The following is a 23,519-nucleotide window of genomic DNA, read 5'->3' on the forward strand; positions in this document are numbered from 1 at the left end:
GGACGTTTTAAGTGTAAGCAGCCAGTTGGTCGCTGGTTTGACTTGAATCAGGCAAGTGGTCCATCCGGTTCTCACATATTCTGTGCCTCGTCAGTAGATAGTCAGCCCAAGCCACATTGTCCCGAGGATGATGATCTGTGCTGGAACGAGATAACGCGCAAACCGGAAACCGCCATTGCTGAGCGCCAGCACACATTTGGTCAGCGTGTTCCCGGTCACGGCCATCATGCCTGGAACCACAACATCGGCTACCTCCAGCCGTCCGGCCTTCACTAGCGAGGCCACCGACGCAGTTGCTGCGTGGGCATCACCCAGCCCGCTGACGAATGCCGCAATGCTGACGCCGTTGTGGCCTAGGTGCTGAAGAAGAAACGCTGAGAACAGGGCGACGCCGGTCAGGGCAAGCGTGATGATCAGTGCGGTCCAGAGACTGAAGGCACCGTTACCCTGATGTGCCGCGGAACCGCCAGAAGCGGCACGCCAAGGTGCCAGCAGTAATATTCCGTAAACCACCGTGACCAATGCGCCAAGCCCGATCGATATCACGAAAGGGCTCAGCAGGTGCCGGTCGATGATAGTCAGCACCAAAGCGAATTGCGTAATGCTGGCAAGGTTGGACAGCACCGCCGCGGCCGCGAAGGATCTGACTGCAAGTTTTTGTTGCCGCGCTTCACGGGCCAGCAGCGCAATGGTGGCCGTGCCTGAGGCAAAGCCTGACGCTATTGCGCTCAAAGGCAAGCCATATCGAGGGCCCATCAGGCGCATGGCGATATGGCCCACTGCACCGACAGCCATCAGCAGGACGACCAACGTGCAGATCGTGCGCGGGTTGAGCACGCTGTAGGGGCCCAGGAACCGGTCCGGCGTCAACGGCAGTACCACGAGTGCAACCGTCAGCAACATCAAGCCATCGCGCAGTTCTTCTTCACTAAGCTGCTGCAGTACGAAGTGATGAAGCTCACGCTGCATGGCCAACAGCACCGTCAGTACCACGCCTACCGCTGTAGCAAGCTCGGGCTCGTTCAGGCTCAGCGCGCCCAGAGTCAGCACCAGCAGCAGAGCGATTTCGCTGGTGACCTCAGGATCTTTGTCGGCATGCTTGCGGTAGTGCATGCAGAGCATCAGTACCAGGCCCAGACTGGCGACCCCGACCAGCATCGGCCCTGCCAGCAACATGCTGACGTAACCCAGCAGGGCGGTGATGGCGAAGGTCCTGAGTCCGGCTGCGGCATGGTCTTCGTTGCGGCCTTTCTTGCGTTCGCGCTCAAGCCCTACCAGCATGCCGATGCCCAGCGCCACGGCGCCGTGTCCGACATTCAGGGTGTCGAGCATGGTGCCTTCAGGCCGCTGCCCCGGCATTCCCTGCACAAGGTCACCAGCGGTTTCAGGTAAATCGGATTTGCCACGCACGATGAAACAGACAGACCAAGAAGCGCGACTTGCAGTTGATCGGGCATTTTCAGGCCTCCTCCGGGCATCGGAGATTGGCAAAGCGCAAACAGCGAATCTTCATGACACCATCGCGCAGATAGCCGGCGCATGCGCTCTTTGTCGCCATGGCGCGCCTGCGAAGCAAGAAATCATTGTCGATATGCCAGTAGCGTGCTCCGTTAGCGGCTAGAAGCCTTGATCCGCATCAAATTCCCGCGCCATCCAGAATGCCGTTTATCTGCGCGGAAGCGGGCAGTTGACAAACATCAAATTTGCAAAAGGTGAGTGGCAGATGCTCCAGGTACGTACCGCAACCGCAGAGGTGTGCCATGGAAAATCCACAAAGACTGCTGCTGTTAGCGTCAGCCCTGATGCGCCGGACTCCGGTCTATGATCGCGCAGCAGCGCTGGCCAAGGCCAAGGGCATGGCGCTGCACATTGTGGCGTTCGATTATCTGGAAGGGCTTGCCACGGCGGGTCTGGTCAATGACCAGGCGCTGGCTGTCATGCGCGAAGGCTATGTACAGCAGCACCGTGACTGGCTGGAGTCCCAGGCGCTGTCGATGCGGCGCAATGGTGTCACGGTCACCACGGAAGTGGTGTGGGTGCAGCATCCACTGGACGAGATCCTCGCGCACTTGCGCGAGCAGCCTTTCGCAATGCTGATCAAGGAGCTCGAGCATGAGCCCTGGTGGATGCGCGCCATGTTCACGTCACTGGATGTTCAGCTACTGCGCGATACACGCATCCCGTTGCACCTGGTACACAACGCCAGCCATGCGCTGCCGCGAAAGATCCTTGCAGCCGTGGACCTGTCCAGGCCTGAAGATCAGTATGAGGGCTTCAACGACCAGATCATCAGTGAAGCGCTGAAGTTGGCATTGCAATGCAATGCCCAGATCGAATTGCTATATGCCTATGACCTGGGGTCGATGTATCTGGACGCTGGCGGCAGCCGGGAACACTCGTTCCTGTTCGACTCGAATTCCGCCCGAACCCTTCATGAGGCCCAGAGCGAAGCTTTCCAGTCGCTTGCCGAGCGCAATGGCATCGCCGCCGAACACCGCCACATGCGAATAGGCGATCCAGCCAAGACCCTGGCGGTGTTCATGGATAACAATGATATCGATGTGCTGGTCATGGGCAGTTATCACCACCATGGCATCGGCTGGTTTATCGGCAGCACGGCGGAACGGGTGATGCATCGTCTGTCCAGCAGCGTACTGGTTATTTCACCGGAGCATTCCCAAGGCTGATCTGGCTGTACCTGCTCGGTCACCTGCATGGATCGTGGTCGTGATCCCGGTTGCGCCACCGGAAACCCTGGACGTGATGCACCGCGAAGTGGATGAACTGGTGTGCCCGCTGGTACCGGAGCGGAAATACAGTTTCGTTCCATGACCTTGCACTGACTTGACAGTTGTCAATTGCTCGGCTGGCAGCTGCTTTTCGCTGTCAAACTGAGGAAAAGAACGGTCCGTACAGGCCCTGGCCGCTTGTTGTATTGGCGTGCCTGCGGTATTGACCACAATCAGGCAGCATTTGAGATGGCTCAGAAGGTACTGCAGGGTCTCGCGCTGCCACGGATTATGCGGGCAGCCATTGACCATCAGGTCGTATTCACAGCGATTGGCATAAGCGCTGAGCAGGTGACATTACCCTTCGTCGGTAGCCCGGAAAACACTGAGCGTAGCGGCTAATTTTGAATTAATGGTCGCATGAAAAAAACCTGAGGCGTCACCATGTCAGGCCCTGTAGATATGGGGGCAAGGCCCCATGTGAAGTGCCTTGCGTGTTCGTTGAGCCGCCTTTGCTTGCCCGCTAGCCTCAGTGCTGACGAAGTGGACCAGCTGGAACGTATCGTGCGCCGTAACCGTCCGTTGAAGAAGGGCGCCTATCTGTTCAAGGCCGACGAGCCCATGGAGCATGTATTTGCCCTGCGCTCGGGGGCCATCAAGAACTTCCTGCTTGATGCCGAGGGCAACGAGCGGGTCACTGGCTTCGTCCTGCCGGGTGAGATGCTGGGGCTGGACGCTATCGGTGCGAGTCATTATCGAAGCTACGCGCTGGCGCTTGAAGTTTCTCTGGTCTGCTCCATCCGGCTGGATCAGCTGGTTGATCTGTCAGGGCAGATCCCTGGCTTACGCTACCAGCTACTGCATATGCTGAGCCTGGGCATCCAGGGCAAGGATGAACACCTGCGGTGCTGCCATGGGCGGGCCGATCAACGGTTGTCGATATTCCTGTTGGGCATGTCGGCGCGCTACCATGACCGCGGATTGAGGGCTGATGTTTTCAATCTACCCATGTCCCGTAGCGATATCGCAAACTACCTGGACCTCACTCAGGAAACCGTCAGCCGGTTGTTCACCCGGTTCATCGAGGCAGGGTTCATGCAATGCGCAGGGCGCGAGGTACGAATTGTCGACCAACAAGGGCTGCTCAACCTCAGCCGGCTGGAGGAACCCATTTAAGCGCCACGAGCACCCTGTCATAGCGCGTTGCACAAGCCCACCCAATGGCGACTGGGTACTCCAGGCAGGGTAGGGCACATGGTCTGTTCGCAGCCGGATGCGCTGTGGCTGCGATGGCACTTCACGTGTCCGCCAAACGATTGAACCACCGCTATTTGGCTTTCCAGTACTTCTGCATTTCCAGGAACAGGAACGAAGCTGTCCAGGTGATCAGCACCAGGCCGGTCAATGCCTGCAGGCCAGTGAGGTATTTGAGGTGCCCGGTAGGGGCGATGTCGCCGAAGCCGATGGTGGTGTAGGTGGTGAAGGAAAAGTACACGCAATCCAGGAAGCTGCCATCGAAATTGCCACTGAGCGTGCCCCAGCCATCAGCGTGAGCCATCAGGTAATAGGCCAAGGCAAAACACCAGACCTCCAGGGCATGGGCCAGCAGCGCGCCGAACACACCCGCGACTATTCGGAATCGGCTCCACAATTTCAGCTGCGGTAGCCAGTCATTCAGACGCAGCAAGCATTCGTAGTGAATGATTACCACCAGTATGACCACCAGCATGTTGATCAATGTGACGATGAGCATGGTCGCTATCCTGATCAGGAGCGGAGCGTCATTTGGCTGTGTCGAGTAGCGGGTAGGTGACAGGTTCCTTGACCAGCGGCAGCAGCGCCGGGAATTCTTCGGGGGTGATGGTCTCCTTGGCCAGTAACAGGCGTGCTCCGGCGTCGAGATCTGCCCGGCGCTGTTCGAGCAACACCCGGGCACGGCTGTAGGCCTCTTCCAGCAAGCCACGAATGCCCAGGTCGATCTCCCGTGCGGTCTGTTCAGAATAGTCCTTGCGCTCCTGGCGCAACACCGACTCGCCCAGATAACCGGCCTGCTGCCGCTCCAGCACCGCCTGGCCCAGCTCCGCGCTCATGCCGAAGCGCGTGATCAGCTGCCGGGCTATGTCAGTGGCGCGCCCCAGGTCGTCGGCGGCACCGGTCGAGACCTGGCCGAATGCCAGGTTTTCGGCAGCGCGCCCGGCCATCATCACGACGATACGGTCACGGAGCATCTGTGCGCTGATCAGGAAACGGTCATCGGTGGGCCGTTGCAGGGTATAACCCAGCGAGCCAGCGGCGCGGGGGATGATCGAGACTTTGTGCACCGGGTCCATCGCTGGCAGGCTGCTCGCCGCCAAGGCGTGGCCCATTTCATGGTACGCGACCACTTGACGTTCATCGTCGCGCAGCACGTTGCCCTTGCGTTCCACACCCGCGACCAGGCGCTCGACGGCAGCAGTGAAGTCCTGCAGTTCGACCCACTGGCTGGCACGCCGCGTGGCGATGATGGCCGCTTCGTTCACCAGGTTAGCCAGGTCTGCACCGGTCAGGCCTGGCGTGATTTCGGCAATGCGCTCGCAGTCCAGGTCGTTCTTGTAGACGATCTTGTGCAAGTGCACCTTGAGAATCGCCAGGCGACCTTTGCGGTCGGGCCTGTCGATGAGAATCTGCCGATCGAACCGTCCTGCGCGCAGCAGCGCCGGGTCCAACACTTCGGGGCGGTTGGTTGCCGCCAGCAGCACGACGCCTTCGCGCGCGTCAAAGCCATCCAGTTCGGCCAGCAGTTGATTGAGCGTTTGCTCCTTCTCATCATTGCCGCCAAGGCTGCCAAGCCCACGCATCTTGCCCAAGGCGTCCAGCTCATCGATGAAGATGATGCAAGGCGCCGCCTGGCGTGCCTGGTCGAAAAGATCGCGAACCCGCGCAGCGCCCACGCCCACGAACATCTCGACGAACTCCGACCCGGAAATGGAAAAGAACGGGACCGCCGCTTCGCCAGCAATGGCCTTGGCGACCAAGGTCTTTCCGGTACCGGGAGGACCGACCAGCAACGTACCCTTGGGCACGTGAGCGCCAAGGCGGGCATACCACGCCTTGTTCTTCAGGAAGGCGACGATCTCGGTCAGCTCATCCTTGACGTCGTCTATACCGGCAACATCGGCAAAGGTCACCTTGATATCGCGCTCGACATAGACGCGGGCGCGTGACTTGCCTACACCCATCAGCCCGCCCAGGCCCTGTTTTTCACCAAGCCCATGGAACAGGAAGTACCACAAAACCAGCATCATCAGCAGTGGCATGAACCAGCCCACCGTGGTGGCCAGCGCGCTGTCCTCGGCGACGCCGGTAAACACCGCCCCCGATCGCCCCAGCTGCTCGCTGAGCACCGGGTCGATACGCACCGTGGAAAACAGCGAATGTCCATCGATGGGTTCCTGCAGCCTGCCCAGGATGCGGTCGTGCTCGATGCGCAGGTCGTTGACTTTCTGCTGTTCCAGCAGCTGTAAAAACTGACTGTAAGGAATGGCCTGCACCGCCGGCCGGTTGAACAGGCCGAGTTGAACTGCGGCCAGCACCGACAGCCCGATGGCCAGGAAATAGAATTTCCATGGCTGACCCTTGTTCATGGTCATCCCTCCTCTGGGCTGAGTACCAGGTTGCGCAGTTCCAGGTCGCTCATGATGAGCTCCAGCATCAGATCCAGTAGTGGGTTGGAATGCCTTGAGCCCTTTTTCTACGCTCCAGCGTTGTTGGGCGATTGACAAAGGTCAAGGTGACGCGCTGACAGATACCTCATGAGATTGATAAATGTCAGGCTGCCGCGGGCGGTGCTGTCGATACTCAGGATGTCTTGGGCACGCGAAAGGGCATCTACATGCAACGCTATCTGCTTGTCGGATTGACGAGCCTGCTGCTGGCATCCACCCTGGGATGTACGCGTTGGCCTGCCGAGGAATACGATGCACGTCTGGAGTCGGCTGAAAACAACGCGGCGACCGCCAGGCTGCGAGCCGACCAGGTCTGCTACCGGATCGATCTGGTCGAGCAGACCGCCAACGAGGCGCTGCGCAGGGCTACCCAGGCCGAGGACCAGATCCAGCAGTTGCTCCGCCAGGCCAAGCACAAGTAGCCGCCATGTCACGTCGATGGCTAGACCCGGTCCTGTTGCTGGTGTGCGTTCTGGCCTTGCTGGCCGGTGGGCTGGCCTATGCGGCGCAACAGCCCGCCTGGGCCTCTGTGATCTGGGCCGGTGGCAGCGCGATCATGGCAGTGGTGCTGGCGGTGGAGATGACTCAGCGCCTGGCCAGACGCGAGGCGGGCATCGATCTGATCGCGCTGATGTCTATCGGCGCAGCCTTGGCTCTGGAGCAGATGCTGGTGGGGGCGGTGGTCGCACTCATGCTTGCCACCGGCCGTGCGTTGGAGGCGCTCAGTTTGCGTCATGCCGAGCGCGAGTTGCGCGCACTGATCGACAGGGCTCCCCAACGGGCCTGGGTTCAGGAGCACGACAGGCTGCGAGAGGTGCCCGTGAGCGAAGTCCGGCCTGGCCAGGTCGTGCTGGTGCGACTTGGTGAAGTGGTACCGGTGGACGGACGCCTGCAGACGGAACAGGCGACCCTCGACGAGGCCGCGTTGACTGGCGAATCGTTACCCGTCACCCGCCATGCTGGCGAGTCCGTGCCCAGCGGTGTGATCAACGCGGGCGCGCCGTTGCTGTTGCTGGCCACGCACACCGCCGCGCAGAGCACCTACGCCGGCATCGTGCGTCTGGCCGAAACAGCACGCCAGTCACGAGCACCCTTCGTGCGCTTGGCCGACCGTTACGCGCTGGCGCTCATTCCGCTGACGTTGTTCATCGCCGCGCTGGCTTGGTGGGCCAGTGGCGATGTGCAACGGGTGCTGGCTGTGCTGGTGGTTGCCACGCCTTGCCCACTGATACTGGCAGTACCGATAGCCATTCTGTCAGGTATTTCCAGAGCCGCGCGGCGCAACATCCTGGTGCGCGATGGCGAGGTGCTGGAAGCGCTGGCCGGGATCCGTCATGTGTTCCTCGACAAGACCGGCACCCTGACCAGCGGCCATGCCCAGTTGCAATCGATCGAGGTCAAAGGAGAGGGGACGCCTTTGCAGATCTTGCAACTGGCCGCGTCGTTGGCCCAGGCATCCACCCATCCGATTGCCCAGGCCATTGTTCACGCTGCACGCCTGCGCAATCTGGCGCTGACACCAGCACAACAGGTACAGGAAAGCCCTGGCCTGGGGCTTGCCGGCAATGTGCAGGGCAAGGCCGTCCGCTTGGGGGCCCTGGCTTATGTGCGCAATGGCACAGACGATGGCAGCTGGGCTCAGGCGCGTTTACAGCAACTGGACTACCTGGCCAACAGTGGCAGTTTCGTGGCGGTCGACGGTGCGTTGAAAGCTGTGCTGCGGCTTGCCGACGACCTGCGTCGGGAAACACCCCAGACCTTGCGTCTGCTACGTGCCCGCGGCATCGACAAGATTGTCATGCTGACCGGAGATCGCCCGGAAACGGCCGAGATGATTGCTCTGACAGCGGGCATCGACGAACTTCGTTCAGGGCTTTCTGCGCAGGACAAAGTTCGCCTGGTCCAGCAAGGCTGCCGCAGTGCACCGACGCTGATGGTCGGTGATGGCATCAACGATGCGCCGGCGTTGGCTGCAGCCGATGTTGGCGTTGCCATGGGTGCCACTGGTGTGACTGCCTCGGCGCAGGCCGCCGGTGTGGTCTTGCTGGTCGACAGGCTCGATCGGTTGGTCGAGGTACTGGATATCGCCCGGCATGCCGTGCATATCGCCCGGCAGGGGGTATGGGTGGGCATGAGCCTGTCATTGCTGGCTATGCTGGTCGCCGCAGCCGGTTACCTGCCAGCATTGATGGGGGCGGTGCTGCAGGAAGGTATCGACCTGTTGATCATCATCAACGCCTTGCGCGCGCTTGGTCCCTTGGCGAACCGACGGCACAACGTGCTCTCCGTGGAAGACCTGAACCGGATGCAGGATGAGCATCGGGAACTCGACGGGCTGCTGACGCAGCTTAGCCAGATGGCTTGCGACTTCGCCAGGCGCCCTGTCGTGCAGGCTCGGGCCGACCTGCGCGAGCTGGTCGGTGCGCTGCACGACCTACTGGAGCGGCACGAGCGCGACGACGAACGCCGCTTGTATCCGGCGTTGAGCCGTTTCATTCCCGGCGAAGATCCACTGTCTGCAATGAGCCATACCCATCGGGAAATCTTTCGGCTCATCCATCTGCTGTCGTGCATGAGCCGGGATTTCAGCCGGGCGGCCGACAGCCCGAGCGCCGACGATATCCAGCACCAACTCATCCGTCTGGATACTCTGGCCAAGCTGCACTTTGACCAGGAAGAAGCCTTGTATCGATATCTGGATCGCCGCTGAGCAGCGCTTCAGCTGCCCTGATGGGTTGACAAAAATCAAGCATCAGGGGGGTGGAAGCGAGATGCTGGCAGCATCCGCGATCAGTCCTGACCTGCATGGGAGGCGACGTCATGCCCCACAGCAAAATCCTGTTCCGTTCCGCCGCGCGGGAAAACATTCTAAGTGGTGCCACTCAGCTTGCCGATGCCGTACGCGTCACCTTGGGGCCAAAATCCAAATCGGTGCTGATGCAGAGTAGTTGGGGGAGGCCGACCGTCTGCAACGATGGGGTGACCATCGCCAAGCGGGTCGATCTGCAGGACCCGGAGGAAAACCTCGGCGCCCAGATGTTGCGCCAGGCGGCCGAGCGTACCGGGGAGGCGGTGGGCGATGGCACCAGCACCGCGACTATCCTGGCCCACGCGATCCTGGCCGATGGTGTACGTAATGTGGTGGCAGGGGCCAGTGCCATTGACCTGAAACGTGGCCTGGACAAGGGGCTGGCATTGGTCATGAAATCGCTGCTGGCGCAATCACGCCAGGTCAGCACGCTCAAGGAAAAGGCCCAGGTGGCGACCTTGTCGGCGCATAACGACCCGTTGATCGGTCAGTTGGTCGCTGATGCCCTGGAGAAGGTCGGGGTCGAGGGCGTGGTCAGCGTGGAGGAATCCAAAACCACCGAGACCGTGGTCGACATCATGGATGGCATGCGCTTTGACCGAGGTTATGTGTCTCCTTACTTTGTGACTGATACCGAAAAGATGCAGGTAGAACTGACCGATGCTTGTGTCTTGCTTTGCGACCACAAGATAGGCGCACTCAATGACTTGCTGCCCTTGCTGGAGCAAGTGGCGAAAAGCGGCCAGCCGCTGGTGGTGATCGCCGAGGACATTGACGGCGAGGCGCTGACCACGTTGGTGGTCAACCAGATTCGCGGGGTTCTGCGAGCAGTGGCGGTGAAGGCTCCCGGCTATGGCGATCGGCGCAAGGAAATGCTGCAGGACATCGCCGTGCTCACGGGGGCGACCCTGGTTTCAGCGGAGCTTGGCGTCAATCTCGATACGCTGCAGTTGTCCCAGCTGGGCCAGGTGCACCGTGCGGTGGTGTTGAAAGACAGCACGGCGCTGATCGGGGGCAAGGGAACCCAGCAAGCCGTGGCGGCACGGATCGCGCAAATCCGGGTTCAGATCGAGGCCTGCACCAGCGATTATGACCGGGAAAAACTTCATGAGCGCCTGGCAAGGCTTGCTGGCGGCGTGGCAGTGATACGTGTGGGCGCACCCAGCGAAACGGAGATGAAGGCGCGCAAGGATGCGTTGGATGACGCCTTGGCCGCCACCCGTGCGGCTATTGCCGAAGGCATAGTGCCAGGCGGTGGTCTGGCCTTGCTCAAGGCCGTGCCTGCGCTGCTCGCCGAAGAGGCAGGTAGTGAAGGCGATACGCGCACTGGCCTGCAAATACTGCGGCGGGCGCTGGAGGCTCCAGCGCGAATGATCGCCGAAAATTCCGCAGTCGACGCGGGCGTGGTGGTGGCACGCATGCTCGCCGAATCGGGCAGTATCGGTTTCGATGCCGCGGCCAACGCCTACGTGGACCTGTATGAAGCCGGGATTATCGACCCCACCAAAGTGGTGCGCATCGCACTCGAGAACGCCGTGTCGGTCGCCAGTATCCTGCTGCTGACCGAGGCAACCATGACCGACATCCCCGAAAAGACACCGCCTTTGATGCAACCCCCCTCGCCTGAGTGATCAGGCGAACCGACCGTTGGAGGCAACCATGAGCCACTATCAACGCCTGCTGCTGATCCTGCATCCGGCATTGCGTCAGTCCAGTGCTTTGGAGCAAGCTGCCGCCCTGGCCAGGTCAAGTTCGGCCAGCCTGCATATCGTCGGCCTGCTGGAGTCGCTGGATAAACTCAGGTTCCTGGAGACAGGTGATCGTCTAGCGGAGCGGCAGGCCTACCTGCAATCCCAGCAGCAACAGCTTGAAAGCCAGGCGCAAGCGCTACGCGCTTCGGGCATGCAAGTAACGAGCGAAGTTGCCTGGAGTAGCGATCTGCAGGCAGATATTCTGGAGCATGCGCTGGAAATGCAACCGGATCTGTTACTCAAGCAGGTCGATCACGAGCCGGTACTCAAGCGAGCTTTCTTTACCCCATTGGACTGGAAGCTGCTGCGCCATTGCCCGATCCCGGTCTATCTATTGGGGGCTGCCAGGCCCGCTATGCCACGGCAGATAGTGGCGGCAGTGGACGTAGCGGATTCGTCACCTGAGGGCGAGGCGCGCAATGACAGCATTGTCCAGCAGGCCAACGCCTTGGCCGTGCAGACTGGAGCGCAACTGGATCTGCTGCATGCCTGTGACCTGACGATGGCCTACATGGGCGATATGGGCTACTCCATGTGGGCAGTCGGCGATGTTGGCGAACAGTTGCGGCAGACCCTCGAGGCTGACTTCACGGCGCTGGCCGACCGTTATGGTGCCCCGGCCGAACGCCGCCACTTCGTCCTGGGCCGCCCGGTCACCGTGCTCAGCGAGTACGTGGAGACTCACCCTGTGGACGTCATTGTCATGGGCAGGCCTTTTGCAAAGGGGCTGGACCGGCTGTTTGGCAGCACCACCGAGCACGTTTTGTACCAGCTATCCTGCAATATTCTGGCCGTGTAGGGCCCTGGGCTGACGAAGTGCGCGATTCGCTGCAGTTGCCGTTCGATGAGCTGGCCGATGCCCACGGCATCCCCCGGGATAATCTTGAATTTATTCTGTTTGTGTTGAAACTTCATCGTTCTCTATTCCTGTTGCAGGGAGAAACACGATGGCAATTGATTTGCTGGCCTTCACGCCATGGTCCGCTCTGGCCGGTGGTGCGTTGATCGGGCTGGGGGCTGGTTTGTTCGCGGTGATGAACGGCCGTATTGCGGGAATCAGTGGATTGCTTGGTTCGATGTTGCAGCGAGGCGGGGAAGGGCGCAGAGAAAAGCTGGCCTTTCTCTTGGGATTGCTGGCAGCACCGCTGTTGTGGGGGATATTTGCCACGCTGCCGTCCCCCCGCTTCACCACGGCATCTGGGACCCTCATCATGGCAGGGCTGTTGGTAGGCCTCGGCACGCGCTACGGCAGCGGTTGCACCAGCGGCCACGGCGTTTGCGGCCTTTCTCGCCTGTCACCACGTTCGGCCGTGGCAACGCTGTGCTTCATGGCAACCGGTTTTGCCACGGTGTATGTCGTCCGACACCTTGTACAAGGGGGCTGACATGCCTGTCATCAGTGGGTTTATCGCCGGGGTGCTGTTCGGCGTTGGGTTATTGCTGGCGGGGATGGCCGACCCTTCCAAGGTGCTCGGTTTCCTCGACATTGCCGGAGAGTGGGACCCTTCGCTGGGGCTGGTGATGATCGGGGCCATTGCTACGGTTTGGTTGCCGATGCGCTGGGCGCGCCGACATTCAACGGCATTGCTGGGTGGGGTGATGCAGTTGCCCGAGCGACGCGATGTGGATCGCCGTCTTATTGGTGGCAGCCTGGTATTCGGCGTTGGCTGGGGGCTTGCGGGTATCTGCCCGGGGCCGGCACTGGTTCTGCTGCCTGCCGGTTACTGGCAGGCCTGGCTGTTCGTCGCTGCGATGCTGGTAGGCATGACATTGTTCCAGTGGATTCAGACACGCCGTGACACCTGACTCCGGGATTGTCTGAATAAACCGCTGTATGTACGTACCCTGGTGGGTTGCTGCATCATGCCTGGCCATTTACCGCTCAAGGAAACAGCGATGATCAAGCCCGGCGATACACTGCCCGACGTAACGCTTTACGAGTACAGCAACGGAGAGGGCGCCTGCGCGATCGGCCCGAACGCGTTTTCCCTGCACGAACGCTGCAAACAGAAAAAGGTAGTGATTTTCGGCTTGCCAGGTGCCTTCACGCCTACCTGTTCGGAGCGGCATGTACCAGGTTACGTGGCTGCGGCACAGGACCTGTTCGCTGCCGGGGTTGCCGAAATTCTCTGTGTTTCAGTCAATGATGCATTCGTCATGAATGCCTGGGGCGTGAGCCTGCAGGTGGGCGAGGAGGTCAGGATGATTGCCGATGGCAACGGTGAATTCAGCGAGGCGCTGGGTCTGTTGCAGGACCTCTCTGCGCGCGGCATGGGCCGACGTTCGCAACGCTATGCCATGTTGGTCGACGATCTGGTGGTCAAGCACATTGCGGTCGAAGCACCCGGCAAGTTCGAGTGCAGCGATGCCGCAAGCATGTTGGCATTGCTGCGTTAGTTCCTGAGCCCTGAAGGCATGCGCGGTTCCGGTGGGAGATTGCGCAAGCGATCCTCGTACCCTGTGGGAGCGGCTTTAGCCGCGAAGACTCCAACGCGGTGCATGGCACCGGCTGCGCCGGTGTTCGCGGGCACGCCCACTCCCACAAGGAACGCGCGGGGTAACGGCTACGCAGCAAAGTCGGTAGAGAGGGACAGGTCCCGCCACTGGGCCAGCTCTTGCTCCACTGCGCTGTTCTTGGCCTCGATGCGCGCGACGGCATCGCTGCCCAGCGCCAGGCGCAGTGGCGGGTTCGCTGCATTGGCCACGGCCAGCAGGGCTTCAGCCAGCTTTGCAGGGTTGCCCGGCTGGGCATGGTTGGCCGCCTCGGCGTAGTGGCGCATGACACCGACGGTGGCCGCGTAGTCAGGCAGCTCAAGGGTCGTCTTCACCAACGACTGGTCATCCAGGAAGTCGGTACGGAAGAAGCCCGGCTCGACCACGGTCACCTTGATCCCCAAGGGAGCCAGTTCCTGGTGCAGCGCTTCGCTGATGCCTTCGACAGCGAACTTGGTCGAACCATACACGCCCCAGCCCATGTAGGCCTGGTAGCCGCCGAGCGACGAGATGTTGATCACGTGGCCACTGCGTTGGCGACGCATGTGAGGCAATACCGCACGGGTTACATTGAGCAGCCCGAAAACGTTGGTGGCGAACAACCGTTCGGTTTCGCTGGCGCTGGTTTCTTCTACCGCACCGAGCACGCCATACCCGGCATTGTTGACCAGCACGTCGATTTGCCCGAAATGCCTGATGCCAGCTGCGACCGCTGCATGGGCGTCCTCTTCGCGGGTCACATCCAGGCGCACGGCCAGCAGGTTCGGGTGCTGGCCAAGACGAGCCTGGATGTCCTCCGGGTTACGCGCCGTTGCAATGACGGCGTCACCCGCTGCCAGGGCCTGTTGGGTGATCAGGGTGCCGAAACCGCGGGAAGCGCCAGTAATGAGCCAGGTACGCATGTCAACTCCTCCTGTATCCGACCCTGCACCATGCGGGCCTTCTTGATGAGTTGAACGAACTTTAAAATCTGTGGATTGCTGTGATAATCCCATGAATATCACATGGTCCTTTGAGTGAATTTCAGCAATGAAACCAACCAGCACCGCAGACCTGTCTCTGTTCCTGTGCATTGCCCGCCACCTGAATTTCAGCCGCGCGGCGGTCGAGCTGGGCCTTACGCCTTCGGCCTTGAGCCATGCGCTGCGGGCCCTGGAAACCCGCCTGGATGTTCGCCTGTTCAACCGCACCACGCGTAGTGTGGCGCTTACCGAGGCAGGGGAGCGTCTTTATCAGAGGCTGCAACCGGCCTTTCGTGACATCGCCGACGCGCTGGAGGACCTCAACAACTTCCGCGACAAACCGTCGGGCAACCTGCGCATTACCGCCGGGCGCGCCGCAGTGGAACTCGCGCTGCTGCCCCTGGCCAATCGTTTTCTGGCGGCGTATCCGGATATACGCCTGGAAATCGTCAGTGACGATGCGTTGGTGGACATGGTGGGCACCGGCTTTGATGCCGGCGTGCGCCTGGGGGAGCGGCTCCAGGCGGATATGGTTTCGCTACCCATCGGCCCTAACCTTCGTTCGGTCGTGGTAGCGGCGCCTGCGTTCTTCGATCGGCATCCTGTTCCACAGCACCCGCAAGACTTGAAGCAACTGCCTTGTATCGGGCACCGCTTTCCTGGTGGCGCACTTTATCGATGGGAGTTCGAGCGCGGGGGCGTGCAGCTGGAGGTCGATGTCCAGGGGCCCTTGGTATTGAGTGATGTCAGCCTGATGCTGACGCCTGCCTTGCAAGGGGTCGGCCTGGCTTATGTGTTCGAAGACATGGTCAAGGAACACCTGGAGCGTGGCCATTTGCAGCAGGTGCTGGGGGACTGGTGTCACTACTACCCGGGGCTGTATCTGTACTACCCGAGCCGCCGCCAGGTGCCCGCGGCGTTGAAGGCCTTTATCGAGTTCGTACGGGAGCAGCACTAGCCGGACGTCTGGCTGGTCGCCCGGGCGTGCGACAGGCCGTCATGCACCTTGGCGGTCGATATCGCGGCGCAGTACGACCGAAGTGGTAATGTCATCCACTGATTCGTGGCGTGCCACATTGTCCCGTACCTGGTTGAGGTCATCGATGGTTCGGGTCTCGACTTCGACCACCAGGTCGAGCTGGCCGCTCACCGAGGACACGCGGCGCACACGTGCGTCGGTTGCCAACTGGTCGAGCAGCCCCATGGCCGGGGTGCGATGCAGCGTTACCAGCAGGATCGCGCGGATCACGTTCGCATCGATTTCGCCGATGTCCGCGCGATAACCACGAATGATCCCATTGCGCTCCAGGTTGGATACCCGCTCGGTAGTGGCACTTCTGGAAAGGCCGATCCGGCCAGCCAAGGCCTTCATGGCAATGCGAGCGTCCTTTGAAAGTATTTCCAGAATCTCACGATCTTTTGCGTCCAGGTCGCGCATTGCAACACCTAATCAGCACACCGTTTTTATGCCGGCGAGAACCGGCATTATGCTTGTCGATCACGACGGTATGCAGGGTGTCCGTTTCGGCCGTGCGTGACAAGCTATTGAAAAAACTATTTGCTCGCACGGAACGTGATGACATGACAGACCTATCCCACCCGGCACCTCGGTTTTCGGCAGGCGATGCAGAGGGCCTTGCCCAGGAACTCTTCAACGTCACCGGCATCGCAACACCTCTGGACGGGGAGCGTGATTGCAACTACCGCCTGCGCACCGGCGTTGATGCAGGCTGGATTCTCAAGATCGTCAATGCCAGCGAGCCCAGGGTTGAAAGCGAGTTTCAAACCGCGCTGCTCGACCACCTGGCGGTTCAGGGCGCTCACCTGGGGGTGCCTCACCTGAAGGCAAGTGTTGCCGGCGACTTTCTGCCAACCGTGGCCAGTGCCACTGGTGAAACGCACGCTGTGCGCCTGGTCAGCTGGTTACCCGGGACGCCACTGGCAGAGGCCAAGCGGTCCTTCGAGCTGATGAGGAACTTTGGCCGGGCACTGGGTGAACTCGACCGCGCCCTGCAGGGCTTCATGCATCCGGGTGCAGTTCGGCAGCTGGACTGGGATTTGCGCCATGCCGCAGGAGCCCGTTCACGCCTGCATTTCATCCCCGGTGCGGAGCGTCGGGCGATTGTCGAACGGTTCATCACCCGGTTCGAACAAAGCGTACAACCCAGGCTGGCATCGCTGCGCGCCCAGGTGATCCACAACGACGCCAACGACTGGAACATACTGGTCGACGCCGAAACCAACCGTCAGGTGACCGGCTTCATCGACTTCGGCGATGCAGTGCATACCGTGCTGATTGCCGAAGTGGCGATTGCCAGCGCCTACGCCATTCTGGACATGGACGATCCTGTCGGTGCTGCGGCTGCGTTGGTGGCCGGCTTCCATGAGACGTACCCCCTGCAGCCAGAAGAAATCGATGTGCTGTTCAACCTGATCGCCATGCGCCTGGTCATCAGCGTCACGTTCTCTGCTTCCCGGCATGATCAGACAGCAGACAACCCCTACCTGGCGATCAGTGAGGCACCCGCCTGGCGCCTGCTCGAACAGCTGGATTCGATCAATCCAAGGCTGGCCACCGGCATTCTGCGCAAGGCCTGTGGTTTCGATGCCGTCGAGGGCGCGGGCGCTGTTCGCCGCTGGCTTGCGGATAACCACAAGTCCTTTGCCGACCTGGTGCGACCGTCAGCTGCAATCCTTGGCAAGGTGATTGCCCCATTTGGCGACGCTAACCATGAAATGACCCTTGCTTCAGCCGAACAACGCCCTGCAGATGCGGCCTGCTGGTGGGATGAGTTCTCCGCCGCGCACCAGGTGCCGCTGGCGATCGGGCCGTGGGGCGAGCTGCGTAGCATTTATACCGGTAGCGCCTTCGAGTCACGCTTCATCAAGGGCCAGCGCCGTACACTGCATGTCGGTGTCGACCTGGTGATGGCCGCAGGTACGCCGTTGTACGCCCCCGTCGCCGGCACCGTCAAAAGCGTTGAAGTCGAGCGCGACCCGCTGGGCTATGGCGGGTTGGTGATGATCGAGCACGCGCCACCGGGTTGCCCGGCATTCGTGACTCTATGGGGGCACATGGCCCATGAGGTGCTCAAGCGCTTGAGCGTCGGCGACAGGATCGAAGCCGGCGAGCTGGTTGGCTACATGGGCACGGATCATGAAAACGGCGGATGGATTCCGCACCTGCATCTGCAAATAGTGACCGACACTCAGCTGACGGCGGGCGAAGTCATCGGGGTGGGTGAGCCAGAATACCGCGAAGTCTGGGCCGATTTGTTCCCTGACGCATCGATGCTGGCCGGTATCCCGCCCGAAACCTACCACCAGGAAGGAATGACGAAGGCACAGCTCATCTCCAGGCGTAAAGAGCTGCTGCTGCCTAACCTGTCGATTTCGTACACCGACCCGATCAAGTTCGTGCGTGGCGATGGCGTGTGGCTGATCGACAACTTCGGCCGGGCCTACCTGGACTGCTTCAACAACGTCTGCCACCTGGGCCATAGCCATCCCGACGTGGTAGAAGCCCTGGCGCGCCAGGCTGCGCGGCTCAACACCAACACCCGTTACCTGCACGACAACATCGTCGAGTACGCCGAGCGCCTGACGGGAACCCTCCCTGAGGGCCTGTGCGTTGCGTCCTTTGCCTGTTCGGGCAGTGAAGCCAACAGCCTGATGCTGCGCATGGCACGTAACTACACAGGCCGTGACGAGGCGATCGTACTGGACTGGGCTTACCACGGCACCACCCAGGAGCTGATCGACCTGAGCCCGTACAAGTACAAGCGCAAGGCAGGCAAGGGCAGGGCGGCGCATGTTTATGAGGCAATGGTCCCGGACAGCTACTACGCCCCTGAAGACTGGCCAGCGGCAGAGCATGGCAAGCGCTTTGCCGAGTCCGTGGCCGAGCAACTGCAGGCCATGCGCAAAGCCGGCAAGGCGCCTGGGTTCTTCCTGGCGGAGTCCATCCCGAGCGTGGCGGGGCAGGTGTTCCTTCCCGAGCACTACCTCAAGCAGGTATACGCCATGGTGCGCGCCGAAGGTGGGTTGTGCCTGGCCGATGAGGTTCAGGTCGGGTTTGGCCGCGTGGGTAGCCATTGGTGGGCGTTCGAGACCCAGGGCGTGGTGCCGGATGCCGTGTCCATGGGCAAGCCGATTGGCAATGGCCACCCGATGTCGGCGGTAGTGACCACGCGCGAGGTTGCCGATGCCTTCAACAACGGCATGGAATATTTCAATACCTTCGGCGGCAACCCGGTGTCGTGCGCGGTGGGGCTGGCTGTGCTCGACGCAATCGAACGTGACCAGTTGAAAGAGAATGCCCTGAACGTTGGCAACTACCTGCTCGACGGTTTTCGCAAGCTTCAGCAGCAGTTCGATGTGATTGGTGATGTGCGCGGGCTGGGCCTGTTCCTTGGCATCGTGCTGGTCACTGACCGGCAGTCTAAGGCGCCGGCTACGGCGCTGGCCAGGAGGGTGGCAGACGGTGCCAGGGCGCGTGGCGTGTTGATCGGCACCGAAGGCCCGCATGACAACGTGTTGAAAATGCGGCCGTCAATGATCTTCAGCCGGGCCAATGCGGACTTCCTGCTGGAGGTGCTGAAAGACAGCTTTATCGCGGCAACGCTTGAGCAGGCCTCTGCTGTCGACTGAGCATAGTTGGCCGGGTGACTCTGGAACTGATCACCACTTCTTCATCGTTGTGGCTTTTCACCAGTTTTTGCGCGCCGGGTGTCAGGCGTACGCCACCAGGCAGCACGACGGCGTCGTAAAGATCGAGGTGGGCGCTTGTCACGCACCGGTGCGACCCAGTTGTTCATTCGTCAACACCGCCTCCGCGCCGCGACGGTAAATGCGTTGGCTCCGGAGCAGCGTGTGCATTGAAAGGTCGTGGAAACAAGGCGATGAATAAGGACGATGACCAGTCGGTCAAAATTAATGAATCTTTTTACGCACGGCTCGCTCCATTAGTCTGAATCGACCAAGGAGAGTCCAATGGCAGGACAGCAGTTGTATGTGATCGAGTATGAGCTTCATGGGGAATTTCGCACCTTCATCATCCGGCTGGAGCGTATGGACAACGCTGAGGCATGGCACTGGGCAAGTTGCGATGCGGGGGTCGGCATCATTCCGCGGTTCGGCCAGCACAAGATAAAGAAGGTGAGCCGGCCGATGGCTGAGCGCTATGGCATCAACAATGTGCGTTGGCGGGCGTCAGGAGAAGGGCCCGAGTTCGTCGCTCCCCCCATTGATGTAAAGAAATTCTCGAATAGCGGTACGGGCAATACCTGAAGCCGGTTGCGCAGTAGGCCTGTCTGCAGTTTCGAGCAGGCTTTCGTTCATGGGTTCGCTTCTCAGGTTTCGAGACACGATCATCCTCGCTTTCAGGAGACAGCGCGTGCCGCGAATCGGGGCGGGCGGGGGGACGCGTTTGAGGCTGCTGGCACCGTTGCTGATAATCGGGTAGCTGTCGCCCTGGTTGAACGGCCGACAGCTTCACCCGTGCTGGTGTCAGCAATCCTGATCAATCGGCGTTGTAACGTGGGGCAAGCCGATTGCTGGACAGTTGGCCGAACAGGGCTTGCCGGCTTGCCTCGTAGCGCTCGAATGACTGCAGGTCATGCATCGAAGGGATGGAGATCAGTACCTCGTCGTCAAAGTCCTGCAGGGCACCGTCCACCAGGTCCTGGGCCGACATCACGATGCCTGGATCCAGGTTTTCGACCGGCAAGCCGCCGATCTGCCAGAAGTCGGTGGCGGTGGCCCCTGGCAGTACCGCCTGGATCCTGATGCCTTTTTCCGCAAGTTCCTTGTGCAGTGACTGGGTAAAGGCAGTGACGTAGGCCTTGCTGCCACCGTACACACCGTTGAGCAACTCCGGCGCCAGGCTGACAACGGACGAGATGTTGATCAGGGCACCTTGCTTGCGCGCGACAAATCCTGGGATGGCCGCGTAGGTAAGGCGGGTGAGGGCGGTGACGTTGAGGGTGATCATTTCAGCCATGCGCTCGACATCACTTTCCAGCAGGCTGGTGTGAGTGCCTATGCCCGCGTTGTTCACCAGCAGGCTGATGCTGGCGTCCTCGCGCAATTTGCGCTCTACCTTGGCCAGATCATCCGTGTTTGCCAGGTCTGCCGGAAATACCTCTACGTTCTGCCGGGTTTCGGTAGTCAGCCGGCTGGCCAGGGTGTTGAGGCGCTCCCGGTTGCGGGCGACCAGCACCAGGTCGTAACCCCGGCGTGCCAACCGTTCTGCGTAGATCGAACCGATGCCGGTGGAGGCGCCAGTAATGAGTGCAGTGCCTTTGAATTGCTGCTTCATGATCATGCTCCGTTGTGTGGATGTGGAGCCCATGATGCAGAGGTTCTTACTTGTCTTAAACGACACATATGGTACGTTTTCAGGACATCGAATCATGGAGCTGCAACCATGCACCGGGTCGGCTATCTCATAACCGAAGGTTTCCAGATCATGTCGCTGGCAACGCAGGCTGTGTTCGAGTTCGCGAACATTGCCGCGGGCGAAACGGTTTACAGGATCCAGAATTTTTCCGTCGGGGGCGGCACGGTGCGTTCTTCCCTGGGCATGTACATGGACACGCTGCCGTTGGGGGCGCCTGGTTTGGCGGATACCTGGATGATCACGGGTACTCTGACCCCGCTGACTCCGCCAGGCGATGAAGTGCTGGCCAGCGTTCGAGGCTTTGTCGACGGCGCCCGCCGCATCGCAGGCCTGTGTACCGGCTGTTTCGTGCTGGCCCAGGCCGGCGTGCTGGATAACCGGCGGGCCACGACACACTGGGCTTATGCGAAAAAGCTGCGTGAACTGCACCCGAAGATTGAGGTGGAAGAAGACCGAATCTTCATTGTGGATGGCCAGATCTGGACGTCCGCCGGAATGACCGCCGCCCTGGACATGGCGCTGGGTATGGTGGAGAAAGATCTGGGAACCGAGTTGGCCAGGTCAGTGGCACGAAAGCTGGTGATGCATCAGCGCCGCTCCGGTGGGCAATCGCAGCATTCCGAGCTGCTGACGCTTGCGCCGAAGTCTGATCGGATTCAGAACGCCTTGGATTACGCCCGCAAGCATTTGAATCGCCCATTGAGTGTCGAGGAGCTCGCAGAGTCCGTGCATCTGAGCCCCCGGCAATTTACCCGTGTATTCACTGCCGAGACAGGTCAGTCGCCCGCCAAGGCTGTGGAGAGCCTGCGTCTTGAGGCTGCCCGTTTGATGATCGAGCAGAGCCGTCACAGCCTGGATGTGGTAGCGAAGGAAACCGGCTTCAGGGACCGCCGGCATATGCGTGAGGTGTTCATTCGTGGCTTTGGTGTCCCGCCTCAAGCCGTACGAAGAGATGCCCGGCGGGTGGTATCGGCCGGATAGGGCTGACAAGGCCCTGTTCGGGGCGATCGGTGATCGCCCCTTTTGCGGTTCAGGGGCGGTCCTTGAGGGTTTCGAAGGCTTTGACGCTTTTGATCAGGCTTTTGGTGCTGGCAGAACCGGCACTGTTGAACAGGAAAGAGAAGTCCGAGGCCAACGAAGGGCTGCCGGCAATCGTCGCGTACTGATGGCACTGGTTGCAGTCATCACCCTGTACGTAAGTCTCCATGGTGGTGTTGGCCACCGGCACGTTGCCCTGGCTGATGAATGGCCCGTACGACAGCGGCACTTGCGCGTTGGCGCCCGGTTCCGGGCTGGGCGGATTGGGGGCGAGGGTCCAGAGTACGTTGATCAGCTTGTAGTACTGGAACACCGACTGGCCTTGGCTGTGCTGCGCGAAGTTGGCTTGCACCGCGCTGTTGAGGGCCTGCAGGTCGCTGGGTATGGGGTGTTCGCGGGTGGTCTGTACCGGCTGGTCGCGTGGGAAGAGATCGGTGCATTGCTTATCGGGATGGTGTTGCTTGCACTGGATACGGGCTTGGTTCGGTGTGCACTCGGGGCCACTGCCACAGTCAGGGTTGTTGAAGGCAAAACCGTTCGGTGGGGTTTGTTGCGGCGGGGCCTGGGCCGGTTCGGGCACGTTGTCGACCTGCTCGAAAGTGGTCCAGATGAAGTTGGGCGAAGCCTGGGTCTTGTTGATGATATGCAGGCCCACCAGCCCCACCACTTCCTGGGTGCAGTTCAGGGTATCGGGGCGTTTGAGCCAGGCGACGGTGGTCAGGTAGCGCCCGAACAGTTCGGGTTTGCCGGTCAGCACCCGCCAGGCGGCCTTGAGCTCGATCGCGCCCAGCTGCTCCTGCGGGACAGGGGACGGAGGCAGCGAGCGCATCGGTTCGCCGATTGGCAGCGACAGCCCCTCCGGTGTCTTGCCGTCCTGGTTTTGCGCCACCTTCAACTGGTTGGCGGCGTCGTAGAGCCCCTTGTCGACGATGTAGTCGAACTCGGCCTTGCCTACCTTGCGCTCAAAAAACACCAGGTTGCCAGACTGGTCCGTCAACCAGCCGCCGGACGCTTCCATGACTGGGTCGGGAATGGACGCGAGTGTTCCGGTAGACAGGTGGAATCGGTGCAAGGCATTGATCGCGCCTTCGGAGGTGGCGTTCATGAACTTGCGTGCGCCTACCTTGAGTGACTTGAGGCTACCCTGAGTGCTGCAACCGGACGGCACCAGGGTTTGTACGCCCCAGCCAGTGGGCGTGGGCGCGCCGGGCAGGAAGATGTCATTGGCGTCCTTGTAGCTGGCCCATACCGGGGCCACGCTCATGGGTTGGCCCGGTGCGGAGGGGACACCGAACTGCGCCAGCGTGCTGTTCATGTCGGGTTCGCCCGCCAGGCTGGCGGTGGCCGGCCAGCCGGGGTTCACCGGCCAGTTCAAGGCAATGAACAGCTGCCAGCCAAAGCAGTTCATGAACGCCTGGCTGGTGGCATTGAAGTTGTTGACCGGCAGGAATCCCCCGCTGGCCGGGTTGAACACCAACTGCTGCTGCACACAGGCGTCGGCATCCGACAGCGTGGCTGCCGTGGCGGGTTGCGGGGTCGACAGGCACAGTAAAATGCCGCACAGCAGCGACAGAAGACTCAAGCGTGACCTGGACATCATTGCGCTCCTTGCAAGCTGTGAAGCCGCACCCGA

At 60.9% G+C, this 23,519-nt stretch carries 20 protein-coding genes and 2 pseudogenes; 14 read left to right on the forward strand and 8 right to left on the reverse strand.

Features of this window, described 5'->3' with window-relative positions:
* Window positions 1-90: 90 nt before the first annotated feature.
* Window positions 91-1,332: an MgtC/SapB family protein gene (locus MKK04_RS13040; protein WP_233694512.1), complete on the reverse strand. Its 1,242-nt coding sequence runs from the start codon at window positions 1,330-1,332 to the stop codon at window positions 91-93.
* Window positions 1,333-1,760: 428 nt separating this feature from the next.
* Here MKK04_RS13040 and MKK04_RS13045 point away from each other — a divergent pair, with 428 nt between their 5' ends.
* The 3 genes and pseudogenes from MKK04_RS13045 (at window position 1,761) to MKK04_RS13055 (ending at window position 3,905) form a co-directional block, all read left to right on the forward strand.
* A complete protein-coding gene (locus tag MKK04_RS13045; protein ID WP_207832111.1) occupies window positions 1,761-2,687 on the forward strand; it encodes a universal stress protein in 927 nt (308 codons plus the stop codon).
* 4 nt (window positions 2,688-2,691) lie between these two features.
* Window positions 2,692-2,820: pseudogene (locus tag MKK04_RS13050) on the forward strand (phosphoribosyltransferase); the annotation flags it as partial.
* 353 nt (window positions 2,821-3,173) lie between these two features.
* Entirely contained in the window at window positions 3,174-3,905 is a 732-nt protein-coding gene (locus tag MKK04_RS13055) for a helix-turn-helix domain-containing protein (RefSeq protein ID WP_207832109.1), read from the forward strand.
* Window positions 3,906-4,056: 151 nt separating this feature from the next.
* Here MKK04_RS13055 and MKK04_RS13060 read toward each other — a convergent pair whose 3' ends face one another.
* The gene (locus tag MKK04_RS13060) at window positions 4,057-4,482 is read right to left on the reverse strand and encodes a potassium channel family protein (protein WP_207832107.1); all 426 of its coding nucleotides are present in this window, start codon (window positions 4,480-4,482) and stop codon (window positions 4,057-4,059) included.
* A 28-nt stretch (window positions 4,483-4,510) separates the two neighbouring features.
* On the reverse strand, window positions 4,511-6,352 hold the full coding sequence (gene ftsH, locus MKK04_RS13065; protein ID WP_207832105.1) for an ATP-dependent zinc metalloprotease FtsH: 1,842 nt from the start codon (window positions 6,350-6,352) through the stop codon (window positions 4,511-4,513).
* 248 nt (window positions 6,353-6,600) lie between these two features.
* Between ftsH and MKK04_RS13070 the strand changes: the two genes are divergently transcribed.
* From MKK04_RS13070 to MKK04_RS13100, 7 genes are all read left to right on the forward strand, one after another.
* On the forward strand, window positions 6,601-6,855 hold the full coding sequence (locus MKK04_RS13070; RefSeq protein WP_233687849.1) for an Lpp/OprI family alanine-zipper lipoprotein: 255 nt from the start codon (window positions 6,601-6,603) through the stop codon (window positions 6,853-6,855).
* Between the two features lie 5 nt (window positions 6,856-6,860).
* Window positions 6,861-9,143, forward strand: coding sequence for a heavy metal translocating P-type ATPase (locus tag MKK04_RS13075; protein WP_241106763.1), 2,283 nt, complete (start codon window positions 6,861-6,863; stop codon window positions 9,141-9,143).
* A gap of 110 nt (window positions 9,144-9,253) precedes the next feature.
* Complete coding sequence (groL, locus tag MKK04_RS13080; RefSeq protein ID WP_241106806.1) at window positions 9,254-10,873, forward strand: chaperonin GroEL; 1,620 nt, start codon at window positions 9,254-9,256, stop codon at window positions 10,871-10,873.
* Between the two features lie 28 nt (window positions 10,874-10,901).
* Complete coding sequence (locus MKK04_RS13085; protein ID WP_207832098.1) at window positions 10,902-11,792, forward strand: universal stress protein; 891 nt, start codon at window positions 10,902-10,904, stop codon at window positions 11,790-11,792.
* 148 nt (window positions 11,793-11,940) lie between these two features.
* Entirely contained in the window at window positions 11,941-12,378 is a 438-nt protein-coding gene (locus tag MKK04_RS13090; protein WP_207832096.1) for a YeeE/YedE family protein, read from the forward strand.
* A 1-nt stretch (window position 12,379) separates the two neighbouring features.
* Complete coding sequence (locus MKK04_RS13095; RefSeq protein ID WP_207832094.1) at window positions 12,380-12,799, forward strand: DUF6691 family protein; 420 nt, start codon at window positions 12,380-12,382, stop codon at window positions 12,797-12,799.
* 90 nt (window positions 12,800-12,889) lie between these two features.
* A complete protein-coding gene (locus MKK04_RS13100) occupies window positions 12,890-13,390 on the forward strand; it encodes a peroxiredoxin (RefSeq protein ID WP_207832092.1) in 501 nt (166 codons plus the stop codon).
* A 167-nt stretch (window positions 13,391-13,557) separates the two neighbouring features.
* Here MKK04_RS13100 and MKK04_RS13105 read toward each other — a convergent pair whose 3' ends face one another.
* Window positions 13,558-14,388: an oxidoreductase gene (locus tag MKK04_RS13105; protein ID WP_241106764.1), complete on the reverse strand. Its 831-nt coding sequence runs from the start codon at window positions 14,386-14,388 to the stop codon at window positions 13,558-13,560.
* 127 nt (window positions 14,389-14,515) lie between these two features.
* On the opposite strand from MKK04_RS13105, the gene MKK04_RS13110 reads away from it, so the two are divergent.
* Window positions 14,516-15,406, forward strand: coding sequence for a LysR family transcriptional regulator (locus tag MKK04_RS13110; protein WP_207832087.1), 891 nt, complete (start codon window positions 14,516-14,518; stop codon window positions 15,404-15,406).
* A 39-nt stretch (window positions 15,407-15,445) separates the two neighbouring features.
* Here MKK04_RS13110 and MKK04_RS13115 read toward each other — a convergent pair whose 3' ends face one another.
* A complete protein-coding gene (locus MKK04_RS13115; protein WP_207832085.1) occupies window positions 15,446-15,886 on the reverse strand; it encodes an Lrp/AsnC family transcriptional regulator in 441 nt (146 codons plus the stop codon).
* Between the two features lie 143 nt (window positions 15,887-16,029).
* Between MKK04_RS13115 and MKK04_RS13120 the strand changes: the two genes are divergently transcribed.
* A complete protein-coding gene (locus MKK04_RS13120; RefSeq protein ID WP_207832083.1) occupies window positions 16,030-19,098 on the forward strand; it encodes an aminotransferase class III-fold pyridoxal phosphate-dependent enzyme in 3,069 nt (1,022 codons plus the stop codon).
* A 46-nt stretch (window positions 19,099-19,144) separates the two neighbouring features.
* Here the strand turns inward: MKK04_RS13120 and MKK04_RS13125 are convergent.
* Window positions 19,145-19,234 (reverse strand): annotated as a pseudogene (locus tag MKK04_RS13125) (protease); the annotation flags it as partial.
* A 206-nt stretch (window positions 19,235-19,440) separates the two neighbouring features.
* On the opposite strand from MKK04_RS13125, the gene MKK04_RS13130 reads away from it, so the two are divergent.
* Complete coding sequence (locus MKK04_RS13130; RefSeq protein WP_112251630.1) at window positions 19,441-19,737, forward strand: DUF6555 family protein; 297 nt, start codon at window positions 19,441-19,443, stop codon at window positions 19,735-19,737.
* A gap of 232 nt (window positions 19,738-19,969) precedes the next feature.
* On the opposite strand, the gene MKK04_RS13135 is transcribed toward MKK04_RS13130, so the two are convergent.
* Window positions 19,970-20,767 (reverse strand): SDR family NAD(P)-dependent oxidoreductase, encoded by a 798-nt coding sequence (locus MKK04_RS13135; protein ID WP_207832079.1) that lies wholly within the window; start codon window positions 20,765-20,767, stop codon window positions 19,970-19,972.
* Between the two features lie 108 nt (window positions 20,768-20,875).
* Between MKK04_RS13135 and MKK04_RS13140 the strand changes: the two genes are divergently transcribed.
* Window positions 20,876-21,829: a GlxA family transcriptional regulator gene (locus tag MKK04_RS13140; protein WP_241106765.1), complete on the forward strand. Its 954-nt coding sequence runs from the start codon at window positions 20,876-20,878 to the stop codon at window positions 21,827-21,829.
* A 49-nt stretch (window positions 21,830-21,878) separates the two neighbouring features.
* Here MKK04_RS13140 and MKK04_RS13145 read toward each other — a convergent pair whose 3' ends face one another.
* Window positions 21,879-23,483, reverse strand: a complete 1,605-nt coding sequence (locus MKK04_RS13145) for a hypothetical protein (RefSeq protein ID WP_241106766.1) — start codon at window positions 23,481-23,483, stop codon at window positions 21,879-21,881.
* Between the last annotated feature and the right edge of the window lie 36 nt (window positions 23,484-23,519).

Origin of the sequence: Pseudomonas sp. LS.1a, assembly GCF_022533585.1 — a bacterium.
Taxonomy (GTDB): Bacteria; Pseudomonadota; Gammaproteobacteria; order Pseudomonadales; family Pseudomonadaceae; genus Aquipseudomonas.